The sequence below is a fragment of the Streptomyces sp. VRA16 Mangrove soil genome, from assembly GCF_017377775.1.
Taxonomy (GTDB): Bacteria; Actinomycetota; Actinomycetes; order Streptomycetales; family Streptomycetaceae; genus Streptomyces.
This window is the reverse complement of record NZ_JAFVLN010000020.1, coordinates 111,836-126,421: the sequence shown is the minus strand read 5'-3', so window position 1 is coordinate 126,421 and position 14,586 is coordinate 111,836. Positions and strand designations below refer to the sequence as shown.

Annotated in this window: 17 protein-coding genes and 1 pseudogene; 10 read left to right on the top strand and 8 right to left on the bottom strand. The window is 73.0% G+C overall.

Annotated elements, in window-relative coordinates; all coding sequences use genetic code 11:
* Positions 1–7: 7 nt before the first annotated feature.
* Entirely contained in the window at positions 8–2,080 is a 2,073-nt protein-coding gene (locus J3486_RS37595; protein WP_207828344.1) for a hypothetical protein, read from the bottom strand.
* Between the two features lie 74 nt (positions 2,081–2,154).
* On the opposite strand from J3486_RS37595, the gene J3486_RS37590 reads away from it, so the two are divergent.
* On the top strand, positions 2,155–2,595 hold the full coding sequence (locus J3486_RS37590) for a hypothetical protein (RefSeq protein ID WP_207828343.1): 441 nt from the start codon (positions 2,155–2,157) through the stop codon (positions 2,593–2,595).
* Between the two features lie 2 nt (positions 2,596–2,597).
* On the opposite strand, the gene J3486_RS37585 is transcribed toward J3486_RS37590, so the two are convergent.
* The gene (locus tag J3486_RS37585; protein WP_207828342.1) at positions 2,598–4,700 is read right to left on the bottom strand and encodes a hypothetical protein; all 2,103 of its coding nucleotides are present in this window, start codon (positions 4,698–4,700) and stop codon (positions 2,598–2,600) included.
* Between the two features lie 211 nt (positions 4,701–4,911).
* On the opposite strand from J3486_RS37585, the gene J3486_RS37580 reads away from it, so the two are divergent.
* Genes J3486_RS37580 through J3486_RS37570 form a run of 3 tightly spaced genes read left to right on the top strand, consistent with a single transcriptional unit; the run spans position 4,912 to position 7,049 of the window.
* Positions 4,912–6,048, top strand: coding sequence for a PP2C family protein-serine/threonine phosphatase (locus J3486_RS37580; protein ID WP_207828341.1), 1,137 nt, complete (start codon positions 4,912–4,914; stop codon positions 6,046–6,048).
* A gap of 33 nt (positions 6,049–6,081) precedes the next feature.
* Positions 6,082–6,537: a MarR family winged helix-turn-helix transcriptional regulator gene (locus tag J3486_RS37575; RefSeq protein ID WP_207828340.1), complete on the top strand. Its 456-nt coding sequence runs from the start codon at positions 6,082–6,084 to the stop codon at positions 6,535–6,537.
* 56 nt (positions 6,538–6,593) lie between these two features.
* Positions 6,594–7,049, top strand: coding sequence for a MarR family transcriptional regulator (locus J3486_RS37570; protein ID WP_207828339.1), 456 nt, complete (start codon positions 6,594–6,596; stop codon positions 7,047–7,049).
* On the opposite strand, the gene J3486_RS37565 is transcribed toward J3486_RS37570, so the two are convergent.
* The 3 genes and pseudogenes from J3486_RS37565 to J3486_RS44510 all read right to left on the bottom strand — a co-directional run.
* Positions 7,024–7,722 (bottom strand): alpha/beta hydrolase, encoded by a 699-nt coding sequence (locus tag J3486_RS37565; RefSeq protein ID WP_207828338.1) that lies wholly within the window; start codon positions 7,720–7,722, stop codon positions 7,024–7,026. The genes J3486_RS37570 and J3486_RS37565 overlap by 26 nt on opposite strands.
* A gap of 69 nt (positions 7,723–7,791) precedes the next feature.
* Positions 7,792–7,914, bottom strand: coding sequence for a DUF397 domain-containing protein (locus J3486_RS37560; protein ID WP_207828337.1), 123 nt, complete (start codon positions 7,912–7,914; stop codon positions 7,792–7,794).
* 20 nt (positions 7,915–7,934) lie between these two features.
* A pseudogene (locus tag J3486_RS44510) lies at positions 7,935–8,308 on the bottom strand (multiprotein-bridging factor 1 family protein); the annotation flags it as partial.
* Between the two features lie 351 nt (positions 8,309–8,659).
* Here J3486_RS44510 and J3486_RS37555 point away from each other — a divergent pair.
* From J3486_RS37555 to J3486_RS37530, 6 genes are all read left to right on the top strand, one after another.
* Positions 8,660–8,875, top strand: coding sequence for a hypothetical protein (locus tag J3486_RS37555; RefSeq protein WP_207828335.1), 216 nt, complete (start codon positions 8,660–8,662; stop codon positions 8,873–8,875).
* Positions 8,876–9,153: 278 nt separating this feature from the next.
* On the top strand, positions 9,154–9,918 hold the full coding sequence (locus tag J3486_RS37550; RefSeq protein ID WP_207828333.1) for an alpha/beta fold hydrolase: 765 nt from the start codon (positions 9,154–9,156) through the stop codon (positions 9,916–9,918).
* Positions 9,919–9,965: 47 nt separating this feature from the next.
* Positions 9,966–10,121, top strand: coding sequence for a hypothetical protein (locus tag J3486_RS45060; protein WP_307805109.1), 156 nt, complete (start codon positions 9,966–9,968; stop codon positions 10,119–10,121).
* The gene (gene recO / locus J3486_RS37540) at positions 10,118–10,867 is read left to right on the top strand and encodes a DNA repair protein RecO (protein ID WP_207828331.1); all 750 of its coding nucleotides are present in this window, start codon (positions 10,118–10,120) and stop codon (positions 10,865–10,867) included. Before J3486_RS45060 ends, recO begins: the two co-directional genes overlap by 4 nt.
* A 39-nt stretch (positions 10,868–10,906) precedes the next feature.
* The gene (locus J3486_RS37535) at positions 10,907–11,740 is read left to right on the top strand and encodes an isoprenyl transferase (protein WP_207828330.1); all 834 of its coding nucleotides are present in this window, start codon (positions 10,907–10,909) and stop codon (positions 11,738–11,740) included.
* Between the two features lie 89 nt (positions 11,741–11,829).
* Positions 11,830–12,345: a YcxB family protein gene (locus tag J3486_RS37530; RefSeq protein ID WP_207828329.1), complete on the top strand. Its 516-nt coding sequence runs from the start codon at positions 11,830–11,832 to the stop codon at positions 12,343–12,345.
* 76 nt (positions 12,346–12,421) lie between these two features.
* Here J3486_RS37530 and J3486_RS37525 read toward each other — a convergent pair whose 3' ends face one another.
* Genes J3486_RS37525 through J3486_RS37515 form a run of 3 tightly spaced genes read right to left on the bottom strand, consistent with a single transcriptional unit; the run spans position 12,422 to position 14,577 of the window.
* Positions 12,422–12,877, bottom strand: a complete 456-nt coding sequence (locus J3486_RS37525) for a Fur family transcriptional regulator (protein ID WP_374194821.1) — start codon at positions 12,875–12,877, stop codon at positions 12,422–12,424.
* A gap of 25 nt (positions 12,878–12,902) precedes the next feature.
* A complete protein-coding gene (locus J3486_RS37520; RefSeq protein WP_207828327.1) occupies positions 12,903–13,796 on the bottom strand; it encodes a metal ABC transporter permease in 894 nt (297 codons plus the stop codon).
* Positions 13,797–13,812: 16 nt separating this feature from the next.
* Positions 13,813–14,577 (bottom strand): metal ABC transporter ATP-binding protein, encoded by a 765-nt coding sequence (locus tag J3486_RS37515; protein WP_207828410.1) that lies wholly within the window; start codon positions 14,575–14,577, stop codon positions 13,813–13,815.
* Between the last annotated feature and the right edge of the window lie 9 nt (positions 14,578–14,586).

Genomic DNA, 14,586 nt, shown 5'->3' with positions numbered 1-14,586 from the left:
GCGGGGCTCAGCCGGTGCCGCCGAGGGCGTAGGCGATCCCTTCGGCGGCGGGCATGTGCAACCCCGCCGCGTACTGCTCCTCGTACACCAAGTCGCCCAGGGCCGCGCGCAGTTGGCGTTCGGCCCGTCTGCTGGTTTCGATGAGTTCGGGCATGCCGAGCTGCGGGCGGCCCGTCACCTGCCAGTGCTGCTGTGCGATGCCTTGCAGCCGTGCGGCGTGCGGCCCGTCCCCCGCCAGGCAGGTCGCGGTGGTCAGGGCGTCCAGTGCCATGGCGAGACCGATGGTGTCGCGGAACCGGGCCTTGCTCGTGATGGCGGCCCGCGCATGCCGTGCGGCCTCGTACGGGCGGCCGTGGCTGAGCTCGGCGAGCGCGCTGACGTAGTCCGCCCAGGAGCGGATCCAGAGATCGCCGCGGCGTTCGCACTCCGCGACGACCTTCCGCGCCATGGTCGCGGCGGTCGTCAGCTCGCCATGCATGACGTGGGTGAAGGACCGGCCCACGGTCAGCATGAACCACGCCTCCTGGTACGGGCCGGAGCGCCGCGAGGTGTCCGCCGCGGTGTCCACCGCGGTGTCGTAGGCGGCGATGGCTTCCGGGATCCGGCCGGACAGGGTCAGGGCGCTGCCGTGGGCGTAGGCGGCGGCGGCCCGCACTCCCAGGGAACCGTCCTGGCCGATGGCCTCCGTGATCCGCGACGCGAGTTCGGCCGTGCGGGCGGCGTCGCCCTGCCCGACGGCCGTGAGACTGCAGGCCCACAGGGCGCTGGTGTGCTCGGGCCCGCAGCCCGGCGCCAGGCTCAGCGCGGCCTCCGTGTAGTGCCGGCCCTCCCGGGTGAAGCCGCAGGCGAACCAGAGAATCCACAGATTGCCGCACAACTCCTGCGCCAGCCGCCCTTCACCCCGCTTCAGGCAGAAGTCGAGTGCGGTACGGAAGTTGGCGTGCTCGGCGAGCAGGCGGGCGTGCCAGGTGGTCTGGGCGGGGCTCATCCAGGCCGCGTCGGCCCGACGGGCGAGCGCCCGGTAATGGTCTCGGTGCAGGCACCGCACCGCGTCCTCTTCGCCCAGCGCGCGCAGCCAGTGCGCCCCGAACTCGCGCACGGTGTCCAGCATTGCGTAGCGTCCCCCCTCGCCCGGCATCCGCCGCACCAGCGACTTGGCGACGAGCGAGTCGAGCACCGCGGGCAGTTCGGCGCCGCTGAGCGGGGAGCCGCCGACGGCCAGCGCGCCCTCCAGGTCGAAGCCGCCGATGAAGACGGAAAGGCGTGCCCACAGCAACCGCTCCAGCGGGGTGCACAGTTCATGGCTCCAGCCGATGGTGGTCCGCAGCGCGCGATGGCGCGGTGTGCGCACCGCATGGTCGTCGCCCTGCGCGCACAGTGCGTCGAACCGGTCGATGAGCAGGCTGCCGAGCCGCTCCAGCGGCAGCTCCGCCAGCCGGGCGGCGGCGAGCTCAACGGCCAGCGGGATGCCGTCCAGATGACGGCAGACCGCCTCGGCGACGACGCGCTCCGCGGGGCCGAGCCGGAACGTGCCGGTCGCGGTGGCGGCCCGGTCGGCGAAGAGCGCGACGGCGTCGCCGGGCCGCCCGTCCCTCCGGGCCGGTTCCACCGGCAGCGGTGCCACCTCGAAGCACCGCTCCTCGTCGAGACCGAGCGCCTGCCGGCTCGTGGCCAGGACACGCAGCTCCGGCGCGGCGGCGAGCAGCTTCGCCACCAGGCGCGCGCAGCCCTCGACGAGGTGCTCACAGGTGTCGAGGACGAGCAGCGCCCGCTTGTCGGCGAGCCACCGGGCGACGACGTCCTCGGCGGGGTCCAGGGACTGGTCGGCCAGGCGCAGCTCTTCGAGCAGTACGTTGCCCAGCAGGGCGGGGTCGCGCAGGGGCGACAGCGGGACGAAGCACACCACGTCCGCGACGTCCGGTCCCGCGCGCCGGGCGAGCTGCACGGCCAGGCGGGTCTTGCCGACCCCGCCCACCCCCGTCAGTGTGAGCAGGCGCTGATCGGCCAACTCCTGATCGAGGAAGGCGATTTCAGTTGTCCGTCCGATGAACTCCGTCGTCTCGACGGGAAGACCCTCCACGCCCCACCCCAGCCTCTCCGTGTCGGGAGAGCAGTCTCCTCCGCGCGCGGGCCCGTACGGGCGGATGACGCAACGTGACCGAGCGTGCCGGGCGCTTCCCGGCGGACCGGTGCCGACCGGACGCGGCAGCGTCATTTCCGGTCAGGACCGGTCCGCCGCGCACCACGCGTCGTACGACCAGGACCGGTCGGTACGTCATCGGCGACGTGCGCGGCCACGGCCTCGACGTGGTGACCGCGGCCGCCGCCACGGGACAGCGACCCCTGGCCCTGCTCGCCGCCGTGCTCCTCGGCGCGGGCTACGGCCTGTCCCTGTCCTACGGGCTGACCCGCACGGCGGCCCTCGCGCCACCGGCCCGGCTCGCCCGCTGGACGGCCGGGTTCTGGACGGCGGCGTACCTCGGCATGTTCACCCCGTACGTGATCACACTGCCGGCCGGGGCGTTCCCGACGGTGAGGGTCCTGACCGCCGCCGCCCTGCTCGCCGCCCGGCGGCGGTCGCCCCACCGGATCTGAGGTCACGTCAGACAGTGCGCGACCCCTTCGCCCGGCGGCATCGCGAGGCCCGCCGCGAACGCGCTGTCGTACACGGCGTCGCCGATCGCCGCCCGGATCGCGCGCTCCGTGTCGGCGCGCGCGGCGACCAGTTCGGGGGCGCCGAGCTGGGGCCGGCCCAGGGTCTGCCAGACCCGGTGGGCGATGCCGAGCAGCCGGGCGGCACGCTCCGGGTCGCCGGTGCCCGCGGTGGCACCGGCGAGGGCGTCGATGGTGGTGGCGATGCCGATGCTGTCCCGGAACAGCGCCTTGCCCGCCAGAGCCGTGCGGGCGTGGCGGGCGGCCTCGGCCGGACGCCCCGTGGCCGCCGCGGCCAGGGCCCGTACATAGGCGACGTAGGAGTGCATCCACTGCTCGCCGCGCCGCTCGCACTCCACCGCCGCGGCGGCCGCCACCTCCTCGGCGGCGGCGAAGTCGCCCTGGTGGACCCGGACGAACGCGCGGGCGACGATCGCCACGAACCAGGCCTCCGGGTAGGCGCCCCGGGAGTGCGGCGCGTGCGGCAGGGTGTCGAACAGGGCCGCCGCCGTCGGCATGTCGCCGGTCAGGGTCGGCGGGATCCCCCTGAGGTAGCACAGCGCCGTCGCCACGGTGGGGTCGTCGCCGTCACCGACGCCGACGCAGGTGCGCAGGGCGGGCGCGAGCGCGGCCATGGACGAGAAGTCCCCGAGGCCCACGCACGTCAGCCCGCGCGCCCACAGCGCCTTCGCCCGCTCCGGCCCCGGCGTCCGCCACATGTCCAGGGCCAGATCCAGATAGTGGGCGCCCTCGCGCGCGTAACCGAAGGCGAACCACATCATCCACAGCGAGCCGCCGATCTCCAGGGCGGCCCGGCCCTCGCCCCGGGTCAGGCAGAAGTCGAGCGCCGTACGGAAGTTGGCGTGCTCGGCGAGGAGCCGCCGGTGCCACGGGACCTGGTCGGGGCCGATCCACTCGGCGTCCGCCTGCCGGGCCAGGTCCCGGTAGAAGTCGCGGTGCCTGGCCCGCGCCTCGGTCTCCTCGCCGAGCTCGAACAGCCAGTGCACGCCGTACTCGCGGACCGTGTCGAGCATCGTGAACCGCTCGGGGAACGGGCCGTCGGCGCGCCCCCGCACCAGCGACTTCGTCACGAGCCCGCTCAGCACCCGCGCGACCGCGTCCGGCGGCAGCGGTCCGCCGCTGCCCACCGCCCGCGCGCCCACCAGGTCGAACCCGCCGGTGAACACGGAGAGCCGGGCCCACAGCAGCCGCTCCAGCGGGGTGCACAGCTCGTGGCTCCAGCCGATCGTGGTGCGCAGCGTGCGGTGCCGGGGAAGCGTGGCGCCGCCGTTTCCCGACTGGGCGATCAGGGTCTCGAAGCGGTGCTGCAGACGGTCGTTGAGCCGGTACACCGACGGCTGCTCCAACTCGCCGAGCTGGGCCGCCGCGAGTTCCACGGCGAGCGGGATGCCGTCGACGCGGCGCACGACGGCGGCGGCCGCGGCATGGTCGGCGGGCAGCAGCTCGAAGCCCTCGACGACGGCCGCCGCGCGCTCGGCGAACAGCTCCACGGCATCGCCGGGCCGCAGCGGTACGGGCCCGTCGGGCCCGGACGGCGGTGCGGGCACCGGCAGCGGGTCCACCTCGTAGGCCACCTCGCCGGGCACGGACAGCGGCTGCCTGCTGGTGGCCAGCACCCGCAGCCCCGGCGCCGCGTCGAGCAGGGTCCGCACCAGGCGGGCGCTCGCGTCGACGACGTGCTCGCACGAGTCGAGGACCAGCAGCAGTTCCTTGTCGGCCAGCCACCGCACGACGACGTCCTCGGGCGGCAGGACCGACGGGTCGGCGAGCCGCAGATCCTCCAGGACCTGGTGCCCGAGCAGCGAGGGATCACGCAGCGGTGTCAGCGCCACGAACCGCGCCCCGTCCGCGCACTCCACCGCAGCCCGCGCGGCCGCACGCACCGCGAGCCGGGTCTTGCCGACCCCGCCCACGCCGGTCAGCGTGACCAGCCGCTCGCGTCTCAACAGCTGCACCACATCGTCGAGTTCACGGACACGGCCCACGAAACTCGTGGTCTCGGCGGGCAGTTCGACCTCGGTCGTCATGCCTCCCCCTCTCTCGGGCTCTCCCGGCCGCAGTCTCCTCCGCCGCGCGGCCCGCACGGGCCGGAGATCGCGAGGTGAACGCCGTGCGGTCACGCACGGTCATCCCCGGACGTACTTCGGACAACGCGGTGTGAACCTCTGGCCGTCGGGTCATAGTGGGCGCGCAGCGAGCGGGGCGACCGAGCAAGGTGAACAAAAACAGGAGGCCCGCATGGCTGGTCTTGGATTGCGGCACGGGCTGGTGAGCGGGTTCAGAGGGCTGGCGCTGCCGCTCGTGGTGGGGGTACTGCTCGGCGTCCCCGCGGTGCTGCCGGGCGGCTGGCGGCCGGGCGCCGGGGTGTTCCTGGTGGCCCCGCTCCTCGCCTGCGTGCGGCTCGACGTCCGGTGCACGGCGGGCGCGGCGGGGCTCGCGGGGGCGCTGGCCCTCGGCGTCGGCGCGGCGCGTGATCTGCTGCTCACCCCTTCGTTCGCCGCCGACTACGCGGGGCTGATCGTGGGGGGCGTGCTCGTGGTGCGGATCGCCGTACGGGACATGGCGCGGGTCGCCGACCTGGCCCGGCTCACGGAGGTGGTCAGGGTCGCGCAGGCCGCGATCCTGCACCCGGTCGAGGCCCGTGTCGGCGGCATCGACGTGTCCACCCGCCACCACTGCCCGGTGCGGGGCAGCTCGGTGGGCGGCGACGTCTTCGACGTCGCGCACACCCCGTACGGCCCCCGGCTGCTGATCGGTGACGTACGCGGACACGGCCTGGACGCGATCCGTACGACGGCGCTGCTGGCCCGCACGTTCCGCGACGCCGCCTACACGACACCCGAACTCTCCTCGGTGGCCGCGCAGTTGAACCGACGTCTCGCTCCGGAGCTGGGCCCGGAGGACTTCGTCACGGCCCTGTTCGCCGAGTTCGCCCCGGGCGAGGTACGCCTCGTCAACTGCGGCCATCCGCCGCCCCTGCGCCTGGGGGCCCGCGCCTCGTTCCTGGAACCCCCGGCCCCGGACAGCCCGTTGGGCCTCGCCCCGCGTCCCGCGCAGGCCCGCTATCTCCTGCAGCCAGGCGACCGCCTGCTCTTCTACACCGACGGTCTCACCGAGGCCCGCGACGCGTCCGGCGCCGAGTTCCCCCTCCTCGACCGCGCGGGGGGCCTCCTGTCCGCCGTCCTGCCGGACGACGCCCTCGACGCCCTGTACGGGGCGGTCACGGCGCACACCGGCGGCCCGCTCCGCGACGACGTGGCCCTCGTCCTGTGCGAACAGTCCGAGCGCCACGCCTACGCGGACCCGGGCCACGGCCCGGCCGGAGCGCCCCTGCCGCGCACGCGGCCCGCGCTGCCGCACCGCGAAAGATGGTAGCCATGGCTACAGTAGCCATGTACATTAAATGCCATGAGCAACACCGCAGCCCTTGAGGGGCCCACGCCCGGCTATCTCGTCTGGCGCCTGTCGATGAAGGTGCGCACCGCCATGGATCGCGCGCTGACCCCGCTGGGCCTGACGCACGCCACGTACTCGGTGCTGACCTCGTTGCACGGGCTGCGGCGGGCGGGCGAGAGCCCGAGCCAGCGGCAGCTCGCCGACCACACGGGTCTCGAACCGCTCTACGTGTCCAAGCTGGCCCGCTCGCTGGAGAAGGCCGGACTCATCACGCGCCCCCGGGACGCCGCCGACAGCCGCGCGCTCCGGCTCGCCCTCACCGACGAGGGCGAGGCCGTCGTGGAGCGCGCGATCCCGGTCGTGCGGCAGCTCATGGCCCGCCTCTTCGAACCGCTGGGCGGCCCCGACGGCGAGCGGACCCGGGCGCTCGCCGCCGATCTCCAGGTGTTGCTCGACGTCCCGCTCTAGTCCCGCTCCAGTCCCGCAGGTCACCAGATCGCCAGGTCATCCAAGGAGTCGTCGTCATGTCCCGTACGCCCCTGCTGAACGGTCAGGTCATCGGCCTGGCCCTGTACTCCACCCGCGCGGTCCTGTCCGCCCGTCTCGCTGAGCTCGGCACGTCCTTCGAGCCCATGGCGGTGCTCAACCTCCTTGTCCAGCACCACGGTTCCTGGGGTCGTGCCGATCTCGTCGACCGTCTCGTCTTCACGCTGAAGATCGACGAGGCGGCGGCGCAGGCCGTCGTCGACGGCGTCATCGCCTCCGGCCTCGCCGAGCCGGCCCCCGGCGACACCTCGACCCTGCGTCTCACCGACCGGGGCGCCGCCCTCCAGTCCCGCGCCGCCGAGGTCGCGGCGGCGATCGCGTCCCGGATCTACGCGGACATCCCGGAGGAGGAACTGGCCGTCGCCGGGCGGGTGCTGGCCCTCCTCACGGACCGCGCCAACGCCGAGCTCAGCGCGGTGCACCGAGCGCGATGAGGTGTCCGGCCGTGCCGGCCGGGTCCACGATCTGGTGCAGATGGGCTCCCGGAAGGTGCGCCACCCGCCAGCCGCGGGACCGGGCCTCTTCGGCCTCGGCCTCGTACGGCGGCCCGAACAGGAGGTACGAGCACGGGTGGTCGTCCCAGCCGTCCGGCACGGGGATGCGCTGTTCGTAGTACGACAGCGGGAGCCGGGGCTGCTCCGCCACGACGGTCCGGCGCGCGTCGCAGCCGTGGAACATGGGGGCGACATCGTCCTCGTCCCACCAGTCGGTCCAGCGCGGCAGCCGGCCGTCGACCGCCAACGTCCGCAGGAATGACAGGAGTTCGGGCGGGGCCACGGTCGTGCTCCCGGACCGGGCGGGCAGGGCGGCGTCGACGAACACGGATCCGGTCACCGGCTGGTGCAGCGCCTTCCGGATCGCCGGGAGGAACAGTCCCGCGTTGCTGTGGGCGACGAGGGTGAGCGAGGTGTCCGCGGGCACGTGCCGCAGCCCGTCACGGACCGCGTCGACCACGGCGGGCCAGAAGGGTGGCGCGTCCCCCTCGCCGACGTGGAGCAGGGACGGAACCAGCACCCGGTGCCCGGCCGCGGCCAGGTGTTCGGCGACGGGCCCCCAGGTGGCGGGGCCCACGGACGGGCTGTGGACGAGCACGAAAGCGGACGGCACGTGTCGATCCTGCCCTCCGGCGCCCCCGGTGTCCCCGCGCTCGGCCGAGAGCAGAGGCGGGGGTGTGGTTCAGCCCCGCCGCACCGCGTCCGCGACGAACGCCCGCCAGGCCGCGGCCCCGATCACGACGACGTCCCCGCCGGACACCTTGCTGTCCCGGACGGGGACGACGCCGGGGACGTTGTCGGCCACCTCGACGCAGTTGCCCCCGTCGCCGTCGCTGTAACTGCTCTTGCGCGTGCAGCGTCCTTGAGGACCTCGGGATCACGGTCGGCGCGAACTCACAGATCCGCGTCGCCGTCCGCTCCAGCTCCACGACCTCCGCGAAGTAATCCGCGTACCGGTGGTCGTCGATCAGGCTCCGCCACATCCGCTCGAAAATACCGTCGGATTGCAGGACGTCGTCAATCCTCTGGGCGACATCCAACTGCGGTTTGCGAATTGCCTGTTCGAATTGGCCGATGTGGCCGCTGGAGACGAATACCCGCAACCCCAACCCGACTTGAGTGAGCCCGGCGTCCTCGCGGCGTCTCTTGAGTTCGAGACCGAAGAACTCCCACGCCGCCTGCCGAGAACCCTGGGCCATCGCCAACCCCCAAGCTCTGCCCATGACTTGTAGGGCACAGACCTCTCCCCACTGTAGAGACGGAAGGCCATGGTCGAGGGGGAAAGCGTGAAATCGAATCGGGAAGGGGAGCCAGGTGACGGGACGCTCGGACGACGCGGAGCTGTGCGTGGAGGAGGCGGAGGAAACGGTGGAGAAATTGCGAGCCGCACTCGCGGCGGCGGGAATTGCGTTGCCGTCTCTGGGACTGGACCAGGGGTCAATCGCGCGAACTGCCCCGTGTCCATTGGTGGAATTGGGGCGTTGTTCGGTTGACGCGGCGGCACGACTGGCCGCCGCGCTGTCGGAACGTACGAAGGGGAGCGCCACCTGATGAAGCCGCCGATCGGTTCGTACGCGGTGGACACGAGTACGGGTCAGGTGGGAAGAGTGATGGGACACGAGGGGCCGTACGTACAGCTGCGGCCCTTCGGCGGTGGCCGCGAGTGGGAGTGCCCGCCCGAGGCGCTGCGCGTGGCGACGACGACGGAGCGGCTGCGGGCGGCGACGGCGTACGAGAACAGAAGGAGCCGCGGCGAGGTGCCCTGAACGCTCCGGGGGCACCGGTCGGAAGGCCGGGAGGGCGGCGCCGGACGGACGGAACGGCTCCCGCTCGCCCCGGAAGGCGAGGGACGCCGCGGCGAGCGCGCGGCGGACATCGACGAGGCGTACCCGGAGGCTGTCGACCGTCGTGGAGCGCGCGGCCCGCGGGGCACGACCACCGCCGGTCGCGCCCGCGCGGCGGAGCCGCCCCTGGCGGGGCACGATCACAGTGCGGGGTGGATTATGAGTGCGCAGGCGTCACTCTGGCACCTATGGTCTGCGGCATGACTCTCGCTCATGACGCGGCCGGCACCGGCCCCGCTCTGATACTCCTGCACTCCGGCGTGTGCGACCGCAGGATGTGGGACCCGCAGTGGGCGGCCCTGACGGGCGCCGGCTACCGCGTGGTGCGCTGCGACTTCCGGGGCTTCGGCGACTCACCCCTGCCGGCCCGGCCGCACAACGACGCCGAGGACGTGCTGGACCTGATGGACACCCTCGGCATCGAGCAGGCCGCACTGATCGGATCCTCGTACGGCGGCCAGGTCGCCGTGGAGATCGCCGCCCGCCACCCGGACCGGGTGACCGCGCTGGCGCTGCTGTGCGCGGGACTCCCGGACCACGCCCCCACCGACGCCCTGCGCGCGTTCGGCGAGCGCGAGGACACGCTCCTCGAAGCGGGCGACGTCGCGGCGGCCGTGGAGCTGAACGTCGACACCTGGCTCGGCCCGGACGCCGGCGACGCGGCCCGTGAGGCCGTACGCACGATGCAGCGGCACGCCTTCGACGTCCAGCTGGCCGCCCCCGAGGGCGCCGGACGCAAGAAGGTGGACGTCGATCCGGCGGCGGCCAAGGCGCCCTGCCTCACCGTCTCCGGCGGCCACGACGTGGCGGACTTCCGGCACATCGCGGCCCGCGTCGCGGACCTGCTCCCCGAGGCCCGCCACGTCGAACTGCCCTGGGCCGGTCACCTCCCGAGCCTGGAACGGCCCACCGCGACGACGGAGCTGCTCACCGGCTTCCTGCGGGAGACGGTCCCGGCGTCCTGACCCCCGTTCCCGTAAGAGAGCGTCCGCCCGTAAGGGACAATGGCCGTATGAGTCTGTTCCGCGACGACGGCATCGTGCTGCGCACCCAGAAGCTGGGCGAAGCGGACCGCATCACGCTGCGCTCACCCGGGGGACGCTGCGTCCGACTGCCGCTGCGCGGCGGGCCGGACCCCCGGCCGGACACCCGCGGGGGCGTGCGATGAGTCTCTTCCGTGACGACGGGATCGTGCTCAGGACGCAGAAGCTCGGCGAAGCCGACCGCATCATCACGCTCCTCACGCGCGGGCACGGCCGGGTACGGGCCGTGGCGCGGGGGGTGCGGCGGACCAAGTCGAAGTTCGGGGCGCGGCTCGAACCCTTCTCCCACGTCGACGTGCAGTTCTTCGCGCGGGGCAGCGAGTTGATCGGGCGGGGGCTGCCGCTGTGCACGCAGAGCGAGACCATCGCCGCGTACGGCGGCGCCATCGTCACCGACTACGCCCGCTACACCGCCGGCACCGCGATGCTGGAGACGGCGGAACGCTTCACCGACCACGAGGGCGAACCGGCCGTCCAGCAGTACCTGCTGCTCGTCGGCGCGCTGCGCACCCTCGCCCGCGGTGAGCACGAGCCGCATCTGATCCTCGACGCGTTCCTGCTCCGCTCGCTGGCCGTCAACGGCTACGCGCCCAGCTTCGGCGACTGCGCCAAGTGCGGAATGCCCGGTCCCAACCGGTTCTTCTCGGTCGGCGCGGGCGGCTCGGTTTGCGTCGACTGCCGGGTACCGGGCAGCGTCGTACCCTCACCGCAGGCCCTCGTCCTGCTGGGTGCGCTGCTCACCGGAGACTGGGAGACGGCGGACACGTGCGAGGCGAGGTTCCAGCGGGAGGGCAGCGGGCTGGTGTCGGCGTATCTGCACTGGCACCTGGAGCGCGGGCTGCGCTCGCTGCGTTACGTAGAGAAGAGCTAGCGCAAAGCTAGAGCTGAGCTAGGGGAGAGGCCCACCAACATGGCACGTCGCGGAATTCTCGGACGGTCGTCACGCCGCGAGTACGTGGCACCCGAACCGCACCCGTCGGGCGCGCGGCCCCCGAAGATCCCCGGCGAGCTGGTGCCCGAGCACGTCGCCATCGTGATGGACGGGAACGGACGCTGGGCCAAGGAGCGCGGGCTGCCCCGCACCGAGGGCCACAAGGTCGGCGCCGAGCGCGTTCTCGACGTGCTCCAGGGCGCGATCGAGATGGGCGTCGGCGCGATCTCGCTGTACGCCTTCTCCACCGAGAACTGGAAGCGGTCCCCGGACGAGGTGAAGTTCCTGATGAACTTCAACCGGGACTTCATCCGCAAGACCCGTGACCAGCTCGACGAGCTGGGCGTGCGGGTGCGCTGGGTGGGCAGGATGCCCAAGCTGTGGAAGTCGGTCGCCAAGGAGCTGGAGATCAGCCAGGAGCAGACCAAGGGCAACGACAAGCTGACGCTCTACTTCTGCATGAACTACGGCGGCCGCGCCGAGATCGCCGACGCCGCGCAGGCGCTCGCCGCGGACGTGAAGGCGGGCCGCCTCGACCCGTCGAAGGTGAACGAGAAGACGTTCGCGAAGTACCTCTACTACCCGGACATGCCGGACGTCGACCTGTTCCTGCGCCCCAGCGGCGAGCAGCGCACCTCCAACTACCTGCTGTGGCAGAGCGCCTACGCCGAGATGGTCTTCCAGGACGTCCTGTGGCCGGACTTCGACCGCCGCGACCTGTGGCGGGCCTGCGTCGAGTACGCCTCCCGCGACCGCCGCTTCGGCGGGGCCACGCCCAACGAGGTGCTGCTCCAGCTGGAGAACGGGAAGTAAAGGGGAGGTAATCGGGCAACCCCGGCGCAGCCCCCGACAGGAACCACGGTTACGCTCCCTGGACTTTCACAGGTCAGGGAGCACACACCATGAGGTCCGAGCAGGACACCGCCTACCGTCTCCGACTGTCGTACCGGCCGACGCAGCGGCAGTGCGCGCAGATCGTCGCCGCTCGCGGCCGGGCCTCGGGACGCACGCGCCGGGTGCTGCTCGCGCTGGCGCTGCTCGCGGTGTCGGCGACGCTGTCGGCGGCCACCGGCGGATCCGGCACCGCCGCGTTCTCGCCCGCGATCGTGATCGGGCTGGCCGTCGGCGTCCTCGTCGTCCGCCCGCGCCGGGAGACCCGCGCCCTGCACGAGCGCGCGGTGCGGTGCGGCGGCCACGAGGTCGTCGTCGACGGGGACGGGGTCCGCGTCGAGCACGATCTGGGCTCCGAGCGGATCACCTGGGAGGGCCTGGCCGACTACACCGAGACGGACGACCTGTTCGTCCTCTTCGACGACGAGGACGCCTCCCACGCGACGGTCGTGCCGAAGGACCGTCTCTCCGCCGAGGACACCGCCGCCCTGCGCGCCTTCATGGACAGCCGCCTGCGGCAGGCGTGACCGCGGGTGCGGGTGCGGGTGCGGGTGCGGGTGCGGGTGCGGGGCGTACGCGGCCCGCACCCGGCGACGGGACCCGTCAGGCGCCCGGGCCGGCGGACGCGCACTCGGCGCAGGTGCCGAAGATCTCCACCGTGTGGGCCACGTTCACGTAGCCGTGCTCGGTGGCGATCGCCTCGGCCCACTTCTCCACCGCCGGGCCCTCGACCTCGACGGCCTTGCCGCAGACGCGGCAGACCAGGTGATGGTGGTGGTCGCCGGTCGAGCAGCGGCGGTACACCGCCTCGCCCTCCGACGTGCGCAGGACGTCGACCTCGCCCGCGTCGGCGAGGGACTGGAGGGTGCGGTAGACCGTGGTCAGGCCGACGGAGTCGCCCTTGTGCTTGAGCACGTCGTGCAGTTCCTGGGCGCTGCGGAACTCGTCCACCGCGTCGAGCGCCGCCGCCACGGCCGCGCGCTGGCGGGTCGACCTGCCTCGAACCGGGGCTGCCACGGGTTCCTCCTCACCTGCCTGCCACCTTCGTACCGCCGCCATTGTGCCAGGCGACGTCATGACGGGGTCATCCCTGAACCGGGGCGGTCGACGCCTGCTGTCCCGGGATCGTGCATTCCGCGGGATCACCGGACCCCGCCGCCGCTGCCCTGGCCCGGCGCCGGGCCAGCGGGGTCGCGGCCAGCGTCAGCGCGATGAACGCGGCGATGGTGAACAGCACGATCGTCGCGCCGGGCGGCACGTCCTGGTAGTACGACGTCACGGTCCCGCCGAGCGTCACGGCCACGCCGATCGCGACCGCGATCACGAACGTCGCCTTGAAGCTGCGGGTCAGCTGCTGCGCCGCCGCCACCGGCACCACCATCAGCGCGGAGACCAGGAGCAGGCCCACGACGCGCATGGCGACGGAGACCGTCAGCGCCGCGGTCACCGCGACCAGCAGATTGAGCATCCGCACCGGCAGGCCCGTGACCCGGGCGAACTCCTCGTCCTGGCTGACCGCGAACAGCTGCCGGCGCAGGCCCACCGTCACCAGCACGACGAAGGCCGCGAGCAGGCTGATGGCCCACACGTCCTCCGGCGCCACCGTGGCCAGCGAACCGAACAGATACGAGTGCAGATTGCCCGTCGAGCCGTCGGCGAGGCTGGTCAGCATGACGCCGCCGGCCATACCGCCGTAGAAGAGCATGGCGAGCGCGATGTCGCCCCGCGTCCTGCTGAACCAGCGGATCAGCTCCATCGCGACCGCGCCGAGCACGGAGACGACCGTCGCCATCCAGATCGGCGAGGAGTTCGTGAGGAAGCCGAGGCCCACGCCCGTCATCGCCACGTGGCCGATGCCGTCGCCGAGCAGGGCCTGCCGGCGCTGCACCAGGTAGATGCCGATCGCGGGCGCGGTGATGCCGACGAGGACGGCCGCGAGCAGCGCCCGCCGCATGAAGTCGTAGCTCAGGATTTCCATGATCGATTCCAGTTCCTCAGCTCAGCAGGCCCGTGCGGAGCGGGGTGGCGTCGGCCGCATGCGGGTGTACGTGGTCGTGGCCGGGCAGCGCGTGCTGGCCGACCGCCTCCGGGGGCGGGCCGTCGTGCAGCACGCAGCCGTCGCGCAGGACGACCGCCCGGTCGATCAGCGGTTCCAGCGGGCCGAGTTCGTGCAGCACGAGGAGGACGGTGGTGCCCGCGGCGACCTGCTCGCGCAGGGTCGCGGCCAGCACTTCCTGGCTCGCCAGGTCCACGCCCGCCATCGGCTCGTCCATGATCAGCAGTTCGGGTTCGGCGGCCAGTGCGCGGGCGATCAGCACCCGCTGGTGCTGGCCCCCGGAGAGCGCGTCGACCGAGTCCTTGGCCCGGTCGGCCATCCCGACCAGTTCCAGGGCGCGGGTCACCGCGGCCCGGTCGGCCTTGCGCAGGATCCCGAAGCGGGCCCGGGACAGCCGCCCGGAGGAGACGACCTCGGCCACCGTCGCGGGCACGCCGCCCGCGGCGGTCGTGCGTTGCGGCACGTACCCCACCCGCGACCACTGCCGGAACCGGCGCCTGGGCGTGCCGAACAGCTCGATCTCGCCGCCGCTCACCGGCACCTGCCCGACGATGGTGCGGATCGCGGTCGACTTGCCGGAGCCGTTCGCGCCGAGCAGGGCGACGACCTCGCCGCGGTGCACGGTCACGTCGATGCCGCGCAGCACGGGCCGCGAGCCCAGTTCGGCGGTGACCCCGCGCAGAGTGATGACCGGTTCGCCCATGGCGCCGTC